Genomic DNA, 16,563 nt, shown 5'->3' with positions numbered 1-16,563 from the left:
CACGGGCTCAGCACCGGTGTGCCAAGGTGTGGCCTCGTGTGGAAGGCGCTGACCAGCCCGGCGTGGCTGGCCCGCATCGTCGGGGTCGTCGGCCTCATCAGCTTCCTCTCGGCCCTGCTGCCCGCGATCCGGGGCCGGCTGGACCTGGTGCTCGACGTGCTGCCCGCGGTGTTCCCGGCGGCCGCCGACACCGGCACGCTGGCGCTGGGCATCTTGCTGATGGTGCTCTCGCGCGCCCTGCGGCGCGGCAAGCACCGGGCCTGGGTGCTCGCGGTGGTGCTCACCGCGGCCACCGTGGCGCTGCACCTGGTCAAGGGCCTCGACGTCGAGGAGGCGACGATCTCGCTGCTGCTGCTGGTGCTGTTGATCGCCGGACGACGCCACTTCACCGCCCGGCCCGACCCGCGCTCGCCGCGCAAGGTCCTCAGCGTCGTCGTGCTCGGCCCGATCATCGCCACGGCGCTGGGCTGGGCGTGGCTGGCCGTCGACGCCCGCGGCGAGGAGCCGGGCACCACCACCTGGCAGCGGCTCCAGCACGCCTTCCTCGGCCTGGCCGGCATCCGCGGCCCCGTGCAGTTCGTCAGCGACGCCAGCGACGACCGCGCCTCCGTGGCGCTGGTCGTGCTCGGCGCCAGCATCTTGATCCCGCTCGCGGTCGTCGCGCTGCAGCCCGCCGACGGCCCGCACCCGCTCGACGCCGAGCAGCAGCGCGCCGTGCGCGAGATCCTGGCCCGCTGGGGCAAGGTCGACTCGCTGTCGTACTTCGCCACCCGCGGCGACCGGTCCGTGCTGTTCTCCAAGAGCGGGAAGGCGGCGGTGTCCTACCGCGTGATGGGCACCGTCTCGCTGGCCGCCGGCGACCCGCTGGGCGACCCCGAGGCCTGGCCCGGCGCCATCGAGGCGTGGCTGGAGGAGGCGCAGTCCTACGGCTGGGTGCCGGCCGTGCTCGGTGCCAGCGACCAGGCCGCCACCGCCTACCACCGTGCCGGCCTGGATGCCCTCGAGCTCGGCGACGAGGCGATCCTCGACGTCGAGGAGTTCTCCTTGGAGGGCCGCAGCATGCGGGTCGTGCGGCAGGCCGTCTCGCGCTGCACCCGGGCCGACCTGGCCGTCGAGTGCCACCGCGCCACCGACCTCGACGAGGCCACCTGGGCCGAGCTGCGCCGGCTGGCCGACGCCTGGCGCGACGGCCCGGTCGAGCGCGGCTTCTCGATGGCGCTCGACCGGTTCGGCGACCCCGGCGACGACCGCTCCGTCGTCGTCGTCGCCCGCGACGCAGCAGGACGACCGCAGGGCCTGCTCAACTTCGCCCCGTGGGGCGACGACGGGCTCTCGCTGGACCTGATGCGCCGCGAGCGGGACAGCGAGAACGGCCTGATCGAGCACATGGTCGTCGCGCTGCTCGCCCGCTGCCCCGAGCTCGGCGTGCGGCGGATCTCGCTCAACTTCGCGGTGTTCCGCAGCGTGTTCGCCCGCGGCGAGCGGCTCGGCGCCGGCCCGGTGCAACGGCTCACCCACGCCGTGCTGCTGTGGGCCTCGCGGTTCTGGCAGATCGAGTCGCTCTACCGGGCCAACGCCAAGTACCACCCCGAGTGGGTGCCGCGGTACCTGTGCTTCCGCACCTCCGGCGACCTTGCTCGGGTCGGCGTGGCAGCCTTGCGGGCCGAGGCGTTCATCGTGGCGCCGACGTGGATCCAGAAGATCGGACCGTCATGAGCACCCACATCGCCGCCGAGCCCGGCGCCGTCGCGCCCACCGTGCTGCTGCCCGGCGACCCGCTGCGCGCCCGTTGGATCGCCGAGACCTTCCTCGACGACGCCACCTGCTACTCCGAGGTGCGCGGCATGCTCGGGTTCACCGGCACCTGGCAGGGCCACCCGGTCTCGGTGCAGGGCACCGGCATGGGCCAGCCGTCGCTGGCGATCTACGCCACCGAGCTCTTCCGCGAGTACGGCGTCACCACCGCCATCCGGGTCGGCTCGTGCGGCGCGCTGAGCGAGCAGGTGGCGGTCCGCGACGTCGTCATCGCCGCCGGGGCGTGCACCGACTCCTCGATGAACCGGATCCGGTTCGGCGGCCACGACTACGCGCCCGTGGCCGACTACGACCTGCTCGCGGCCGCGGTGGCCGCCGCCCGCTCGCGCGAGGGGCTGACCAGCCACGTCGGGCTGATCTTCTCCAGCGACAGCTTCTACACCCCGCGCCCGGAGCTGATGAAGCCGATGGCCGAGCACGGCGTGCTCGCGGTGGAGATGGAGGCCAGTGCGCTCTACACGCTGGCCGCCGGGCACGGCGTGCGGGCGCTCGCGGTCTGCACCGTCTCCGACCACATCGTCACCGGCGAGGAGACCAGTGCCCAGGAGCGCGAGCAGACCTTCGCCGACATGGTCGAGATCGCACTGACCGCCGCGTTCGGGGCGGCCGCGTTCAAGGGCTGAGCAGCTCCTCCAGCGCCGCGCGATCGACCAGGTCGGGCTCGACCAGCCGGTCGTCGCGGACGTAGTAGAAGGCGGCCCGCACCCGCTCCGGCTCGACACCGTGCAGCTCGGCCCAGGCCTGCCGGTAGACGGCGAGCTGCAGCGGGTCGGCGTCGGCTTGCCGGTTGGTCTTCCAGTCGACCAGCAAGAACCCGTCGCCGTCGGTGTAGACGGCGTCGATGCGACCCCGCACCACCTGGCCTGGCCCTCCCCCATGACGCAGCACCAGCGCGAACGGCGCCTCGACGGCGTACGGGGTGCGGTCGGCGAACGCGCCGGACTCAAAGCGCGCCACCAGCTCGGCCAGGTCGTCCTCGCCGTCGATGCCGGCGTCGCCCTGTCCGGGGAGCTCCTCGGGGTCGAACATGCCCTGCTGGTCGAAGCGCGCCTCGACCCAGGCGTGGAACCGGGTGCCGAAGCGCGCCGCGGGCGAGGGCTGCCGCGGCATCGGCCGAGCGAGGTCGGCGGCGAACGCCTCGGGGTCGGCGCGCAGCCGCGAGAGCGCGGTGGCCGAGAGGCTGCCGGGCAGCGGCACCTCGACGGCGTCGACGGCTGCCTGCTCGGCCTCGGCCAGCAGCCGGTCGATGGTGGCGTCCCAGGCCGAGACCTGCTCGAGCACCAGCACGTCCTCGAACGCCTCCTCCTCCTGCTCCTCTGCGTGCTGCACCCACCGGGCGGCCTCGCGCCGCCGCTCGACCTCGGCGGTGTGGTGCGAGAGCGGGAACGGCCGCTCCTCGCCGTCGACGGCGTAGGGGCTCGGGGTGCTCTTCTCCGGCTTCTCGGCCCACGACGTCGGCGTCGCACCCCACTGCGCCATGGCCTCGCGGGTGCGGACCAGGTAGGGCGAGGGGCCAAGACCCGTCCTGCCGCTGGGCTTCCACTGCCAGCACGAGACCGAGAGCAGGTGCCGCGCCCGGGTCCAGGCGACGTAGCCCAGCCGCAGCTCCTCGACCCCGTCGTGCTCCTTGGCGGCCTCGGCGTAGGCCTTGAGGTCGGCCGGGCTGTGGCCGCCCAGCTGTGGCAGGTCCTCGGCGTCGCCGCGCAGCTCGACCGGCATCACCGAGGCGACCGTGGTCCATCGCGAGCGGCCGCGGTTGGTCGGGAACTTGGTCTCGGTGACGCCGACCAGGAACACCGCGTCCCACTCCAGGCCCTTGGCGCGGTGGACGGTGAGCAGCTTGACCGAGTCGGCCTCGCTCGGGGTGGCGACGTCCAGTCCCTGGCCGAACTCGTCCTCGGCCTCCAGCCAGGCCAGCAGCGCCGTCAAGGTGACCGGGCCGTCGACGGCCTGGAACTCCGCGACCGCCTGCACGAACAGGTCCAGGTTCTCCCGGCGGGCGGTGGCCGCCGGGCTCACCGAGGCGGCGAGCTCGACGTCGATGCCGCAGACGTCGACGATGCGGCGCACCAGGTCGAGGATCGGCTCGCCCACGGCGGCCCTCAGCCGGCGCAGCTCCGCGGCGAGCGCTGCGAACCGCTCGAGCGCCTGCGGTGAGTACGGCCCCTCGCCGGGGTCGTCCAGCGCGTCGCCCAGGGCGGCCAGCTCGGCGGGGTCGGAGCCCTCGACGGCGGCGGCCAGCTCGGCGTGGACGTCGGAGAACGCGCGGTCGCGCACGGCCGGCCCGGCCAGCTCGCGCGCCCGCCGGCCGAGGAGGGCGAGGTCGCGCAGCCCGATCGCCCAGCGGGGGCCGTTGAGCAGGGTGAGCAGGGCCGCGTTGTCCGTGACGTCCTGCACGAGCGAGAGGGTCGCGACGATCTCGGCCACCTCGGGCAGCCGCAGCAGGCCCTTCAGACCGACGATCTCGACCGGTACCTCGCGCGCCGAGAGCGCGTCGAAGACGGCAGCCGCGTGCGCGTTGTCGCGGGTCAGGACGCCGATCTCGCGCCAGGCGGTGCCGGTCCCGTGCGCGGCGAGCACCTGGTCGCCCAGCGCGGCGAGCTCGGCGTCCCACGTCTCGTGCACCGCCGCGCGGATCTCGCCGGGCTCCGCGCCGGGCTTGGGCTGCAGCGGACGCACGTCGTCGCTCGCGGCGTAGAGCGGGGCGGCGAGGTGGTTGGCGGTGGCCAGCACCCGCACGTCGGAGCGGCGGTTGACGTTGAGCGGGTAGACCGGCGTGCGCCCCTCGACGGAACCGAACGAGCGGTCGAACTGGAGGATGTTCGAGACCGAGGCCCCGCGCCAGCCGTAGATGGCCTGGTGGGGGTCTCCGACGGCGGTGACCGGGTGCCCCCGCCCGTGACCGGGGTCGTCGCCGGAGAACAGCCGGCTCAGCATCACCGCCTGCGCCACCGAGGTGTCCTGGTACTCGTCGAGCAGCACCACCGCGTACTTCTCGCGCTCCAGGCGACCGACGTCGGCGTGGTCGCGCGCCAGCCGGGCCGAGAGCGCGATCTGGTCGGAGAAGTCGACCAGCCCGAGGTCGGCCTTGAGCCGCCGGTAGGCCTCGACCAGCCCGAGCAGCTCACCGCGGGCGTCGATGGCCCGGATCGCCTTCTCGTTGAGCTCTCGGTAGGTCTTGCGCGACTCCCGCTCGAGCTCGGCGACCAGCAGCGGCCGATGGTGGGCGTCGACCCGGCGCACGTCGTCGGGATCGACGAGGTGCTCGGTCATCTCGGCGTCGAGGGCCAGCAGGTAGCGCACCACGTGGTCGGGCGACTCGGTGAGGTGACGCACGGGCGCGCGGTAGCGATGCATCGCACGGGTGGCCAGCTGGTAGCGCGAGGCGTCGGCCAGCAGTCGCGAGTCGGGCTCGTAGCCGATGCGCAGGCCGTGCTCGACCAGCAACGACTGGGCGTAGGAGTGGTAGGTGGCCACCGCCGGCTCCACGACCTCGTCCTGGCCCTGCTCGCGCGGCGGCATCAGCCCGGAGTCGCGCAGCGCGCCGCGGATGCCGGCCGCGAGCTGCGCGGTGGCCTTGGTGGTGAAGGTGAGGCCGAGCACCTGCTCGGGGCGGACCTGGCCGGTGGCGACCAGCCACACCACCCGAGCGGCCATGACCGTCGTCTTGCCCGAGCCGGCGCCGGCGACGACCACACCCGGCGCGAGCGGCGCGGTGATGGCCGCGAACTGCTGGTCGGAGAAGGTGAAGTCGGCGCGCATCAGGGCGCGCAGCTCCTCGGGGGTCATGGTCGGCGTCATGGTCGGCGTCATGGTCGGAGTCACGAGAGCACCGACCCCGAGACGTGGGCGGGGCAGATAGGCGTGAAGTCGCACCGGTCGCAGCGGGTGGGCTCGGGGCGGGCCACCAGCTGCTCCCCGCGCACCACGCGCACCACCTCGGCCAGCTGCTCGCGGACGCGCTGTTCGGGGCCGTCGTCGTCGGCGGGGGCCCGCTGCACCTTGGGCAGGGCGCCGTCGCCCACGCCGACGCGCAGGTGCACCAGCTCGGCGCCGGCGGCAGACGTCGGCTCGTCGACGAGCTCGTCGGCGGCGCCGTGGTCGACGGCGAGCTGGTAGAGGCTCAACTGCGGGTTCCCCTCCTTCACGCTCTTGTCGGTGGGGTGGTACTTGCCGGTCTTGAGGTCGACGACCACCACGCGTCCCTCGGCGTCGAGCTCGAGCCGGTCGGCGTAGCCGCGTAGCCGGACCGTCTCGCCGCCCGCCAGCGCGACCTCGGTGTCGAGCAGCACCTCGGTGCCGAGCAGCCGACGGCCAGAGGTGGCCTGCCACAGCTCGAACCGCAGCAGGGCCGCCTCGACCGCCTCCCGCTCGCGCTCGCGCGACCACGGCGTGCGGAACTCCATCTGCGGCCACACCTCGTCCACCAGCGCCATCAGGTCCTCGCCGGGCGCCAGGTCGCCGGTGGCGAGCCGGTCGGCCAGCGCGTGCACGACGGTGCCGAACCCCTGACTCGCGGTGCTCACCCGCGCGCCACCGGCCTCGCGCTCGAGGAACCACTTGGCCGGGCAGTCCAGCAGCGACTGCAGCAGGCTGGCCGAGACGGTGACCGGCTGGTCGGGATCGCGCAGCGGGTGCACCGACGCCGTGGGCTCGCGCATCCCCCACCACGACTGCGGGTCGGCCTGCGGCGCGACGGCTCGCCCGCCGACCTCGATCCGGGCCAGCCGGGCGAGCCGCGTGGCCGCCGCCTGGCGCAGTGCCTCCGGCTGGGCGGGGTCGGCCAGCGTGCGCCGGAGCTCGGCGACCAGGCCGGGCATCGACAGCGGCCGCACGGGGCGCCCCACGCGGTGCGTCACGTCACGGCCCAGCTCGCCGAGGAAGCGCGAGGGCTGCTCGCCGTCGTCGTCCGGAGACCTGACCGCGGTGACCACCAGCCGCTCGCGGGCGCGGGTACAGGCGACGTAGAACAGCCGGCGCTCCTCGGCGAGAAGCCGCGAGGTCGCCACCGGAGGCAGCAGACCGTCGGCGCCGAGCCGGTCGGGGTTGAGCAGCGAGCCGCGCCGGCGCAGGTCGGGCCAGGCGCCGTCCTGGACGTGGGCGACCACGACCAGCCGCCACTCCAGGCCCTTGGCGCGGTGCGCGGTGAGCAGCCGGACGGCGTCGCCGCGGACCCCGCGCTCGGCCAGCGTGTCGGACGGGATCTCCTGAGCGGTCAGCGTCTCGAGGAACGCCTGCACGCTGGTGTGGCCGCGCTGCTCCTCGGCCCGGGCCGCGGTCTCGAACAGCGCGCACAGCGCGTCGAGGTCGCGGTGGGCGTAGCGCGCCGCCGCGCCGGCACCTTGGGCAGCGGTGCGCAGCCGCTCACCCCAGTCGGTGCCGTCCCACAGCGACCACAAGACCTCCTCCACCGTCTCGCCGCGCCGTAGCGAGTCGCCCGCGCGGGCCAGCAGCGCGGCCAACCGTCTCGCGCCGGCGACGCCGTGGCCCGAGAGCCCGGTGAGCAGCTCGGGCTCGAGCAGGCAGCGACGCAGCAGCTCGCGCGAGGACCTCGGCACGCCGCCCTCGGACGTGGCCACCTCGCGTCCCCGCAGCGCGCGGGCCAGACCGCGGACGTCGGTGGCGTCGAGCCGTCCCAGCGGTGAGACCAGCAGCTCCTCGACCCGGTCGGCACCGACGAAGCGCGGGTCGTCGGGATCGCTCACCTCGGCGTCGACCACCATGGACAGCGCGGCCAGCAGCGGCATCACGGCCGGCTCCCTGACCACCGGCGTGTCATCGGCGGCGACCTCGACCGGCACCCCGCCCGCCGTCAGCGAGCGGCGCAGCGCCGGCAGGCTCGAGCGGCCCGAGCGCACCAGGACCGCCATCTGCGACCAGGGCACGCCGTCCTCCAGGTGCGCCCGGCGCAGCAGGTCGGCCAGGTGCTCCACCTCGGCGCGCGCGGTGTCGAAGGTGAGCGCCTCGACCGCGCCCGGGCTCTCGGCGTCGGCGACCGGTGAGCGGAAGGCGGCCCACGCCTCGCGCCCGATGTCGCCGCGGGTGCCGATGCCCGAGGCCACCCGCTGCGAGGCGACGAGCAGCCGGCTGCCGAACCGGCGGGTGGTGCGCAGCGCGACGACCGGCGCCGGGGCGCCGCCGGCCGTGGGAAACGCGCTGGGAAAGCGCAGGATGCCGTCGACGTCGGCCCCCCGGAAGCCGTAGATCGACTGGTCGGGATCGCCCACCACCACCAGGTCGCGGCCGTCGCCGGCCAACGCCTGCAGCAGTGCCACCTGGCTGGGGTCGGTGTCCTGGTACTCGTCGACGAACACGCAGGAGTACCGCGCCCGGATCTCCTCGCGGTGCTGCTCGGCGACCTGCACCGCACGGCGCACCAGGTCGGCGTAGTCGACCGCGCTGGAGTCGTCGAGCACCACCAGGTAACGCTGCAGGAAGCGCCCGGCCACGACGTAGGCCGGCTCCTCGGACCGCTCCCCCAGCTCCACCAGGTCGACGGGGTCGAGGCCGCGCTCACGGGCACGCGAGAGCACCGCCTGCACCTCGGCGGCGAACCCGCGGGTGCGCACGGCCGCCGCCAGGGTGTCGGGCCAGACCAGCGCACCCTCGCCGGTGAGCAGCTCGGAGATGAGCACGTCCTGCTCGGGGGCCGAGAGCAGCCGCAGCGGAGCGGCGTAGAGGTCGGCCGGGGAGTAGCGCCGCACCAGGGCGTAGGCGAAGGAGTGGAAGGTCGAGGCCGGGTTGGTGGCGAGCGTGCGGCCGAGGCGCGCGGTGACGCGGTCGCGCAGCTGCTCGGCGGCCTTGCGGCTGAAGGTCAGCGCGAGCACACCGGCCGGATCGACGCCGCGGCGCTCGACGCGGTCGACGATCGCCTCGACCAGCGTGGTGGTCTTGCCGGTGCCGGGGCCGGCCAGCACCACTAGCGGGCCGCCGGGGTGCTCGACCACGCGCTGCTGGTCGGCGTCGAGCTCAGGGCGCTCGGGGGTCTGCTGCTCGGGCAGCCGGAGGCGGTACGTCGTCATCGTCGGGTCAGCCAAGCACGAGCCGCCGACAGGCCTGTGGTCAACCTCTGCCGTTCAGGGTGTCCGGGGTCGCCTCTAGCGTGGCCGCATGAGCGAAGGCCCCCTGTCCGATGTCCTGGTCGTCGACCTCACCCGCGCCCTGGCCGGGCCGCAGGCGGCGATGATGCTGGGCGACCTCGGGGCCCGCGTCATCAAGGTGGAGAGCCCCGGCGGCGACGACACCCGCTCGTGGGGGCCGCCGTTCGTCGGGCCGGAGGACGAGCGGCAGTCGACGTACTTCCTCTCCGCCAACCGCAACAAGGAGTCGGTCACCCTCGACCTGAAGTCCGAGGACGGCAGGCAGGTGCTCGAGGCGCTGGTGCGCCGGGCCGACGTCTTGTGCGAGAACTTCCGCGTCGGCGTGCTCGACCGGCTCGGATTCTCGGTGCAGCGGCTGCACGAGCTCAACGCACGGCTCGTGGTGCTGCAGATCACCGGCTTCGGGCATGACGGCCCGGAGGCGAGGCGGTCGGGCTACGACCAGATCGCGCAGGGCGAGGGCGGGCTGATGTCGCTCACCGGCACCGAGCAGCCCACCAAGGTGGGCGTGCCGATCGCCGACCTGCTCGCGGGCATGAACGGCGCGTACGGCGTCGTCGCGGCGCTGCACGAGCGGCACCGCACCGGCGTCGGCCGGGTCGTTCGCACCTCGCTGCTGGCGGGGATGGTGGGCGTGCACGCCTTCCAGGGCACGCGGTGGACGGTGGCCGGCGAGGTGCCGGGACTGGCCGGCGACCACCACCCCTCGATCGCGCCGTACGGGCTGTTCGCCACCGGCAGCGCACCGATCCAGATAGCCTGCGGCTCCCAAGGGCTGTGGCTCTCGCTGTGCGAGGAGCTGGGGATCGACGCCGCCGACGTCCGCTTCGCGACCAACCCCGACCGGGTGGCCCATCGCGACGAGCTGGTCGCGGTGCTCGAGACGCTCTTCGCCGGCCACGACGCCGAGCACTGGCTCGCCCGACTGGCCGAGGCGGGCGTGCCGTCGGGCAAGGTGCGCACCCTCGACGACGTCTACACCTGGGAGCAGACGCTCTCCCAGCACCTGCTCATCGACGTCGAGCACCCCACCCTGGGCACCGTGCAGCTGCCGGGCTCGGCGCTGCGGTTCGACGACAACCCCTACTCCGGCGGCCGCGAGGAGCACCTGGCCCCGCCGATGCTCGGCCAGCACGACGAGTCGGTGCGGGAGTGGTTGTCCACAGCGGAGTGAGGCACCGGTTGCCGGCGGCGGGCTCGTGATCAATCGTTGGCGGGGTGACCGGGAGGAGGCACCATGGTGGGCGTGACGTCGCTCCCCGAGACCCGCGGCGGTCCGTTCACGGCCGCCGATCTCGAGGGCATGCCCGATGACGGGCGCCGCTACGAGATCCTCGACGGAGTCCTGGTCGTGAGCCCGTCGCCTCGTCCGCTCCACCAGCGCGTGGTCCGAGAGCTCACGCTCCTCCTCCATCCACTCACGCCCGTCGGCCTGGAGCTGTTCTTTGCTCCGCTGGACGTATATCTGGGCGAGGACACCGTCATCGAGCCCGATCTCGTCGTGGCGCGCTCGACCGATGTCGGCGACCGAGGCGTCGAGCGAGTCCCCGTGCTCGCCGTCGAGGTGCTCTCACCGAGAACCCGCAGCATCGACCTGCACGTCAAGAGGGCACGCCTCGAGCACGCCGGCTGCGCGTCCTACTGGATCGTGGACCCCGACGAGCCGAGCATCACCGCATGGGATCTGCACGGCGGCAGCTACGTCGAGGCGGGCCACGCAGTCGGCGCGAAGAGCTGCCACCTCACCCGACCGTTCTCGGTCACGATCACGCCGGCAGCGCTGGTCGCCCCCCACCACTGACCCGGCCGCTGACCCGCCAGCCGCGCCAGGCCACCAGCCACGCCACCAGCGAGACGACGACCATCGCCACCGAGACCCAGCCGGTGCCGACGACGTTGCGGACCCCGAGCAGGACCTTGCTGAGCACGAGCAGCCACCAGGCCGGCGGTACCCGGCCGGCGCCGACCAGGCCCCGGCGGCGCAGCCAGGGCCGTCCCGCGCACTCGGGCCACCACGACTCAGCCAGCGCGAGCGATGCCGCGATGCTGCCCAGCACGTGCCCGCCGACGAAGGTGAGCAGCATGAACGCACTCGTGCCCAGCCAGCCCACGTAGGTGGGCTTGCGCATCGCATCCCAGTAGCCGATGCCCCGGTAGGCGGGGTTGAACAGGCTCTGGTCGACCAACCCGGCCTGCCCAGCCCGAACGCCACCGCGAGCAGCAGGACGCAGCCCCAGCCGCGCCCGCGGCGCACGGCCACCTCCCGGATCAGCACGGCCAGAGCACCAGGAGGACCGGGCCGAGTCTGCGCACGCGTGCGACGCTAGGGAACCTCGACGCCTCCTCACATCGGCCGAAGGTCGGCGACCGCTACCGACCACAGGAGCGGGCGAGGCGCTCGAGCAGGTCGACGCCGAGCGGCAGCGCCGCCTCGTCGACGTCGAAGGTGGGCGTGTGGTGGCCGCCGGCCAGGTCGGCGCCCAGGGCGGCGTAGGTTGCCAGGCCGCCGTGCTCCTGCACCCGACGCATCAGGGCGGTGGCGTCGTCGCTGGCCACGCCGCTCTCGGCCACCGGCTCGACGAGCGCGAGACCAGCGGCGGACGCGGCCTCACGCACCGCCGCCACCGCGGCCGGGTCGGCGACGGCGGTGGTCACCTGGCCGACCAGCTCCACCTCGACCTCGAGGCCGTGCATGGCCGCCGCGCCCGCGAGCATCTCGCGGGCACGGCGCTCGAGGTCGTCGCACACCTCACCGTCGTCGGCGCGCACCTCCAGCAGCATCTCGGCCCGGTCGGGCACGATGTTGCTCGACGTGCCACCGGCGATGCGGCCCACCGCGACGCGGGTCTCGTGACCGGCCACCCGCGTCATGCCCTGCAGGGCCAGCGTGGCCGACGCCGCGCCCAGCAGGGCGTTGCGGCCCTCCTCCGGGTGCAGCGCGGCGTGCGAGGCGCGGCCGTGGAAGGTGGCGCGGAGCTTGGCGTTGGCCAGCAGGCCGTCGTTGCTGGCCAGCAGCGTGCCGGTGGGCAGCGAGAGGCCGACGTGCAGGGCGAGGAGCAGGTCGACATCGTCCACCAGCCCCGACGCCGCCACCGCCCGGCCGCCCCGGCCGCCCTCCTCCGCGGGCTGGAAGACGATCGTCACCCGGCCGGGCGGCGGCTCGGCGGCCAGCCGCTCCGCCAGCTCGACGGCCATGCCCACGTGGGCGTCGTGGCCGCAGGCGTGCATCCGGCCGGCGTACATCGAGGCGAAGCCCTCGGCGGCCGGTCGGTGGGAACGAGAATCGTTCTCGGCGAGCGGCAGCGCGTCGATGTCGGCCCGGATGGCCAGGTGCGGGTGGCCCTCGCCGATCGAGGCGACGACCGCCGTGTGCCCGCCCCGCATGGCCGGCAAGAAGCGGGGATCGCCGCCGTCGGAGGAGGCCCGCTCGAAGGCGGCGTCGAGCTCGGCCTCGGACGGGACTCCGAGTCGGCGGTCGTGAGCCATCGCCTCCGGCCCGACGACCACCGTCCAGCCGAGGTCGGCGAGGTGACCGGCCACGCGGCTGGCGGTGCGGAACTCGGTGAAGCCGACCTCCGGGTGGGCGTGGACGTCGCGACGCCAGTCGAGAGCGGTGCTCACAGCTGCACCGAGGTGCCGGGACCGAACGGGATGCCGAGCACGTAGAACACGACCAGGATGATCACCCAGAACACCGCCACGGGCAGCACGAAGAGCGCCATCCGCGCGAAGATCTGGCCGATCTCGATCTCGGGGTCGTACCTGCGGGTCTGCTCCTCCAGCGTGTACAGGTAGGGGTTGAGGGGGGAGATCGGGTTGGTGACGGAGTCGCCGATCCGGTAGGTGGCCTGGATCGTCGCGGGGTGGATGCCCAGGCCGACGAACACCGGCACGAACACCGGCGAGAGCACCGCCCACAACGAGGAGCCGGAGAAGATCACCATCGCCAGTACCGAGGTGATGACGAAGGCCAGCAGCAGTGCCCACAGCCCGGTCACGTGGGCGCTCTCGAGCACCGAGGAGCCCTCGACGGCGAGCCAGTCGCCCACGCCGCTCCAGTCGAACATCGCGATGAACTGGCCCGCGGCCAGCGCGACCACCACGAACAGCTTCATGTCCTGCACCGACTCGGCCATCAACCGCGGCACATCGTCGGCCCGGCGGATGGTGCCGGCGCTGATGCCGTAGGTGATGCCGACGACGAGGAACGAGAACGTCACCAGCGGCACGATCCCGTCGAAGAACGGGGAGTCAACCAGCGCTCCGTCGGGGCCCTGCAGCGGTCCGCCCGGCACCAGCCAGAGGGCGAACACCACGACGAGGAAGACCGCCAGGGCGAGGCCGGCGCGCACCAGCGCGCGGCGCTGCCGCGGGGTGACCGAGGCCAGCTCCTCGGCCTCGGCGTCGCTGGCGTCGGGGTCGAAGGGCCGCAGCCCGGGCTCGACCCAGCGCACCAGCACGAAGGCGACGACGAGCGGCAGCACCAGGCCGGCCGCGATCTGGAACCAGTAGTTCATGAGCACCGAGGTGCTGGCGTCGACGCCCTTCGGCACGGCGGCCGTGGTGAGCGCGGAGAGGTTCGCGTCGAGCGAGCCGATGATGAGTCCGGAGCCGTAGCCCGCCGAGAGTCCGGCGAAGGCGCCGAGCATGCCCGCCACCGGGTGCCGGCCCACGGCCCGGAAGGCCAGCCCGGCCAGCGGCGGCAGCACCAGGAACGAGGCGTCGCCCATCACGTGGCCCTGGCCGGCGACGTAGCAGACCGCCACCGGCATCAGCCGGGCCGGCACCCTCGCCAGGCTGGCGGCGACGGCCGCGCGCAGGAACCCCGACCGATCGGCCACGCCGACGCCGAGGAGGACGGTGAGGACGACGCCGAGCGGCGGGAAGCCGATGAAGTTGGGCACGAAGGTGGTCAGCAGGTGCTGCAGCCCCTCGACGGAGAGGATGTTGCGCACCGGCGTGGACTTGTCGGCGCCGGGCAGCTTCGCGCTGGCGTCCTGGGCGGCGAGCACCGCACTGGCGATGCCGAGGACGACGAGCAGGTACCAGAACAGCCAGAACGGGTGCGGCACGAGCTTGCCGACGCGCTCGATGGCCCGGAACGCGGTCATGGCAGCGCGCCGTCCTTCGGCACCACCGGCAGGTCGACCAGCACGGTGTCGGGGTAGATCAGTCCGGTGCCGGTGTTGAGGACGACGACCTCCTCCTCGCCCCGCAGCCAGCCGGCCTCGCGCAGCTGCCCGACGGCGGCGAAGCACGCCGCGCCCTCCGGGCAGACCCAGGTGCCCTCGTCGCCGGCCAGCGAGCGCTGGGCGGCCAGCAGGTCCTCGTCGGTGACGGCGACGGCGGTGCCGTCGGTCTCGCGCACCGCGCGCAGCACCAGGAAGTCGCCGAGCGCCTTGGGCACGGTGATGCCGAAGGCCACCGTGTGCGGGTCGTCGGGGGCGGTGCTCTCCTCGGCGCCGGCCTCGTACGCCTCGACGATGGGAGCGCAGCCGGTGGCTTGCACCGCCACCAGCCGCGGCAGGTCGCCCTGGACCCAGCCCAGCTGCTGCAGCTCGAGCATCGCCTTGTGGATGGCGATGATCCCCACGCCGCCCCCGGTCGGGTAGAGCAGCACGTCGGGGAAGCGCCAGCCCAGCTGCTCGGCGATCTCGTAGCCCATCGTCTTCTTGCCCTCGATGCGGTAGGGCTCCTTGAGCGTGGCGGTGTCCTGGTAGCCCTCGCGCCGCGTGATCGCCTCGGCCACCAGCCGGCCGGCATCGCCGATGAGGCCGTCGACCAGGTGCAGCTCGGCACCCGTCACCACGCACTCGCGGCGCGTGATCTGCGGGGCGTCCACGGGCATCGCGATCAGCGCACGCATCCCGGCCCGTGCCGCGTACGCCGCCCAGGCGGCACCGGCGTTGCCGTTGGTGGGCATGGCGACCCCGGCGACCCCGAGCTCCCGCGCCCGGGAGACGCCGACCGCCGCGCCGCGGGCCTTGAACGCGCCCGTGGGCACGAGTCCCTCGTCCTTCATCACGAGGTTCGGCACGCCGAGGCGCTCACCGTGCCGCGGCAGCCTCAGCAGTGGCGTCATGCCCTCGCCCAGCGTCACCACGTGCGCGGGATCGCGGACCGGCAGCACCTCGTGGTAGCGCCACAGGTCCGGGGGCCGCGTCGCGATCTCCGCGGGCGTCACGGTGACGGCGTCGAGGTCGTATCGCGCCAGCAGCGGCGCCCCGACGTCGGAGAGCCCCTGCACCACGTCGGCGTCGTAGGTCGCTCCGGTACGCGAGCACTCCAGATGGGCCAGCTCCGAGAAGGCCATCCGTCGACCCTAGGTGGTCGGCGTCTCCAGCCGCGCGAGGTCTCGCTCCGCGAACCGGCGGTGCTCGTACTCCTCGTCGAGCACGGTGGCCAGACAGTCGCGCACGGTGTGCGTGCCGTAAGGCCAGACGCCGTCGTCGGGTGCGGTGTGCTCGACGTCGAGCTGCTCGTCGGTGAGTCTCTCGATGACCCCGGAGACGGTCGCCCGGGTATGCTCGCGCACGGCGAGCACCTCCTCCAGCGACGGCTGCACCTCGCGGTCGCGCGGCACGCCCGGCATGTCGGGTGCCTGGTCCCACGGCAGCGACAGCGGATGCCACGGCGCGGCCTCCCCGAGGATGCCGCGACCTACCCACGCCTGCGAGGCGTAGACCAGGTGCCGCTGCGTCTCGATGAAGGACCACTCGCCATCCACCGACTCCTGCAGCTGCGTCGGGTCGAGGGCCCGGGCGCGCGCCACCGTCTCCTCCCAGCGTCGTGCCAGCAGCTCCCAGCCGGCCCGGAACCCGTCGGCGTCGGTGGGGTGGGCGGCCGCGCGGTCGGGGTCGCGGCGGTTCAGCTCGGCCTCGATCAGCGGCACGACGTCGACCTCGTTGACGACGACGTCGCGCAGGTCGCCGGTGACCGTGACGTCGAGCAGGTCGGCGCTGACGATGCTCGCCCCGCTGAGGTCGATGTTGCGGAAGCGGGCCCCGGAGAGGTCCACGTGGTAGAAGTCCGCGCCGGTCAGGTCGACGCCGTGGAAGCGCGCTCCGAACATGCGGCGGTTCTCGAAGACCTGCACCGCACCCCCGTGCGCGTCGCCGTCCTCGACCGCACCGACCGGCGACCAGTCCCGGGGCGGGTCCTCCCCCACCCGGCCGTCGACGGCCTCGCTGAGCAGGTCGGCGTGGCCGGTGTGGCGCCCGTACTCCTCCAGCAGGTCGAACAGGATCCGCCGCACGCTCATGTCGACCGAGCCGCGGCGGACGAGCGCGTCGGGGTCGGCGCCCGCGTAGACCTGCTGCGCGCGGGCCACCGCCGCGTCGTAGCGGTCGTAGAGCGCCTGCGGCTCCGCCGCGCGCGCGGCCGCCCACTCCCGCTCGTCCCACGCGGCCGGCACCCGGCCGGCCAGCAGGTCGGCGTAGTGGTCCTCCACCACGGTCAGGTGGGCGAGCAGGCCGCCGAGGGTCATCGTCGAGGCGCCGACGGTGAGCGAGAGCCCGGCCCGGCCGCGACCGTCGGCCTTGAAGCGGAAGGTGGCACGCTGCCGGTCCAGCGCACCGGTCAGGTGCTCGTGGTCCGTGCCGGCGAGCGGTGGTTCCCAGGAGGGCGTCGACGTCATGGCCGCGACCCT

General features: G+C 73.9%; 11 protein-coding genes. 4 read left to right on the top strand and 7 right to left on the bottom strand.

From position 1 onward, the window contains the following. Positions 1-36 precede the first annotated feature (36 nt). Both D9V37_RS02815 and deoD read left to right on the top strand, forming a co-directional pair. On the top strand, positions 37-1,716 hold the full coding sequence (locus D9V37_RS02815) for a phosphatidylglycerol lysyltransferase domain-containing protein (protein ID WP_158604360.1): 1,680 nt from the start codon (positions 37-39) through the stop codon (positions 1,714-1,716). Then, positions 1,713-2,438 carry a purine-nucleoside phosphorylase gene (gene deoD / locus D9V37_RS02810; protein ID WP_121804573.1) on the top strand — a complete coding sequence of 242 codons (726 nt, stop codon included), beginning with the start codon at positions 1,713-1,715 and terminating at the stop codon, positions 2,436-2,438. Before D9V37_RS02815 ends, deoD begins: the two co-directional genes overlap by 4 nt. Here deoD and D9V37_RS02805 read toward each other — a convergent pair. Together D9V37_RS02805 and D9V37_RS02800 are read right to left on the bottom strand one after the other, a co-directional pair. Further along, entirely contained in the window at positions 2,428-5,628 is a 3,201-nt protein-coding gene (locus D9V37_RS02805; RefSeq protein WP_232524700.1) for an ATP-dependent DNA helicase, read from the bottom strand. The two genes, deoD and D9V37_RS02805, sit on opposite strands and share 11 nt — an antisense overlap. Positions 5,629-5,636: 8 nt before the next feature. Then, the gene (locus D9V37_RS02800) at positions 5,637-8,837 is read right to left on the bottom strand and encodes an ATP-dependent helicase (RefSeq protein WP_121804572.1); all 3,201 of its coding nucleotides are present in this window, start codon (positions 8,835-8,837) and stop codon (positions 5,637-5,639) included. Between the two features lie 88 nt (positions 8,838-8,925). Here D9V37_RS02800 and D9V37_RS02795 point away from each other — a divergent pair, with 88 nt between their 5' ends. After that, entirely contained in the window at positions 8,926-10,089 is a 1,164-nt protein-coding gene (locus tag D9V37_RS02795) for a CaiB/BaiF CoA transferase family protein (RefSeq protein ID WP_121804571.1), read from the top strand. Positions 10,090-10,152: 63 nt separating this feature from the next. After that, the gene (locus tag D9V37_RS02790) at positions 10,153-10,716 is read left to right on the top strand and encodes a Uma2 family endonuclease (RefSeq protein WP_121804570.1); all 564 of its coding nucleotides are present in this window, start codon (positions 10,153-10,155) and stop codon (positions 10,714-10,716) included. Here the strand turns inward: D9V37_RS02790 and D9V37_RS02785 are convergent. From D9V37_RS02785 to D9V37_RS20605, 5 genes are all read right to left on the bottom strand, one after another. Then, positions 10,682-11,101, bottom strand: a complete 420-nt coding sequence (locus D9V37_RS02785; protein ID WP_121804569.1) for a hypothetical protein — start codon at positions 11,099-11,101, stop codon at positions 10,682-10,684. The two genes, D9V37_RS02790 and D9V37_RS02785, sit on opposite strands and share 35 nt — an antisense overlap. 184 nt (positions 11,102-11,285) lie before the next feature. Continuing rightward, positions 11,286-12,536: an amidohydrolase gene (locus D9V37_RS02780; RefSeq protein WP_158604359.1), complete on the bottom strand. Its 1,251-nt coding sequence runs from the start codon at positions 12,534-12,536 to the stop codon at positions 11,286-11,288. Further along, positions 12,533-14,026: an AbgT family transporter gene (locus D9V37_RS02775; RefSeq protein WP_121804567.1), complete on the bottom strand. Its 1,494-nt coding sequence runs from the start codon at positions 14,024-14,026 to the stop codon at positions 12,533-12,535. The genes D9V37_RS02780 and D9V37_RS02775 overlap by 4 nt, the downstream gene beginning before the upstream one ends. Beyond that, positions 14,023-15,228, bottom strand: coding sequence for a threonine synthase (locus tag D9V37_RS02770; protein WP_121804566.1), 1,206 nt, complete (start codon positions 15,226-15,228; stop codon positions 14,023-14,025). The genes D9V37_RS02775 and D9V37_RS02770 overlap by 4 nt, the downstream gene beginning before the upstream one ends. Before the next feature lie 9 nt (positions 15,229-15,237). Then, positions 15,238-16,551, bottom strand: a complete 1,314-nt coding sequence (locus D9V37_RS20605; RefSeq protein ID WP_232524699.1) for a mycothiol transferase — start codon at positions 16,549-16,551, stop codon at positions 15,238-15,240. Between the last annotated feature and the right edge of the window lie 12 nt (positions 16,552-16,563).

This window comes from Nocardioides mangrovicus (assembly GCF_003674065.1).
Classification (GTDB): domain Bacteria; phylum Actinomycetota; class Actinomycetes; order Propionibacteriales; family Nocardioidaceae; genus Marmoricola; species Marmoricola mangrovicus.
The sequence above is the reverse complement of the archived record's forward strand: the minus strand, read 5'-3'. Positions and strand labels throughout refer to the sequence as shown.

Coding starts and splice junctions, on each gene's coding strand:
- deoD (WP_121804573.1), top strand. CDS start 1,713: ATGAGCACCCACATCGCCGCCGAGCCCGGCGCCGTCGCGCCCACCGTG.
- D9V37_RS02805 (WP_232524700.1), bottom strand. CDS start 5,628: ATGACGCCGACCATGACGCCGACCATGACCCCCGAGGAGCTGCGCGCC.
- D9V37_RS02800 (WP_121804572.1), bottom strand. CDS start 8,837: ATGACGACGTACCGCCTCCGGCTGCCCGAGCAGCAGACCCCCGAGCGC.
- D9V37_RS02795 (WP_121804571.1), top strand. CDS start 8,926: ATGAGCGAAGGCCCCCTGTCCGATGTCCTGGTCGTCGACCTCACCCGC.
- D9V37_RS02790 (WP_121804570.1), top strand. CDS start 10,153: ATGGTGGGCGTGACGTCGCTCCCCGAGACCCGCGGCGGTCCGTTCACG.
- D9V37_RS02775 (WP_121804567.1), bottom strand. CDS start 14,026: ATGACCGCGTTCCGGGCCATCGAGCGCGTCGGCAAGCTCGTGCCGCAC.
- D9V37_RS02770 (WP_121804566.1), bottom strand. CDS start 15,228: ATGGCCTTCTCGGAGCTGGCCCATCTGGAGTGCTCGCGTACCGGAGCG.
- D9V37_RS20605 (WP_232524699.1), bottom strand. CDS start 16,551: ATGACGTCGACGCCCTCCTGGGAACCACCGCTCGCCGGCACGGACCAC.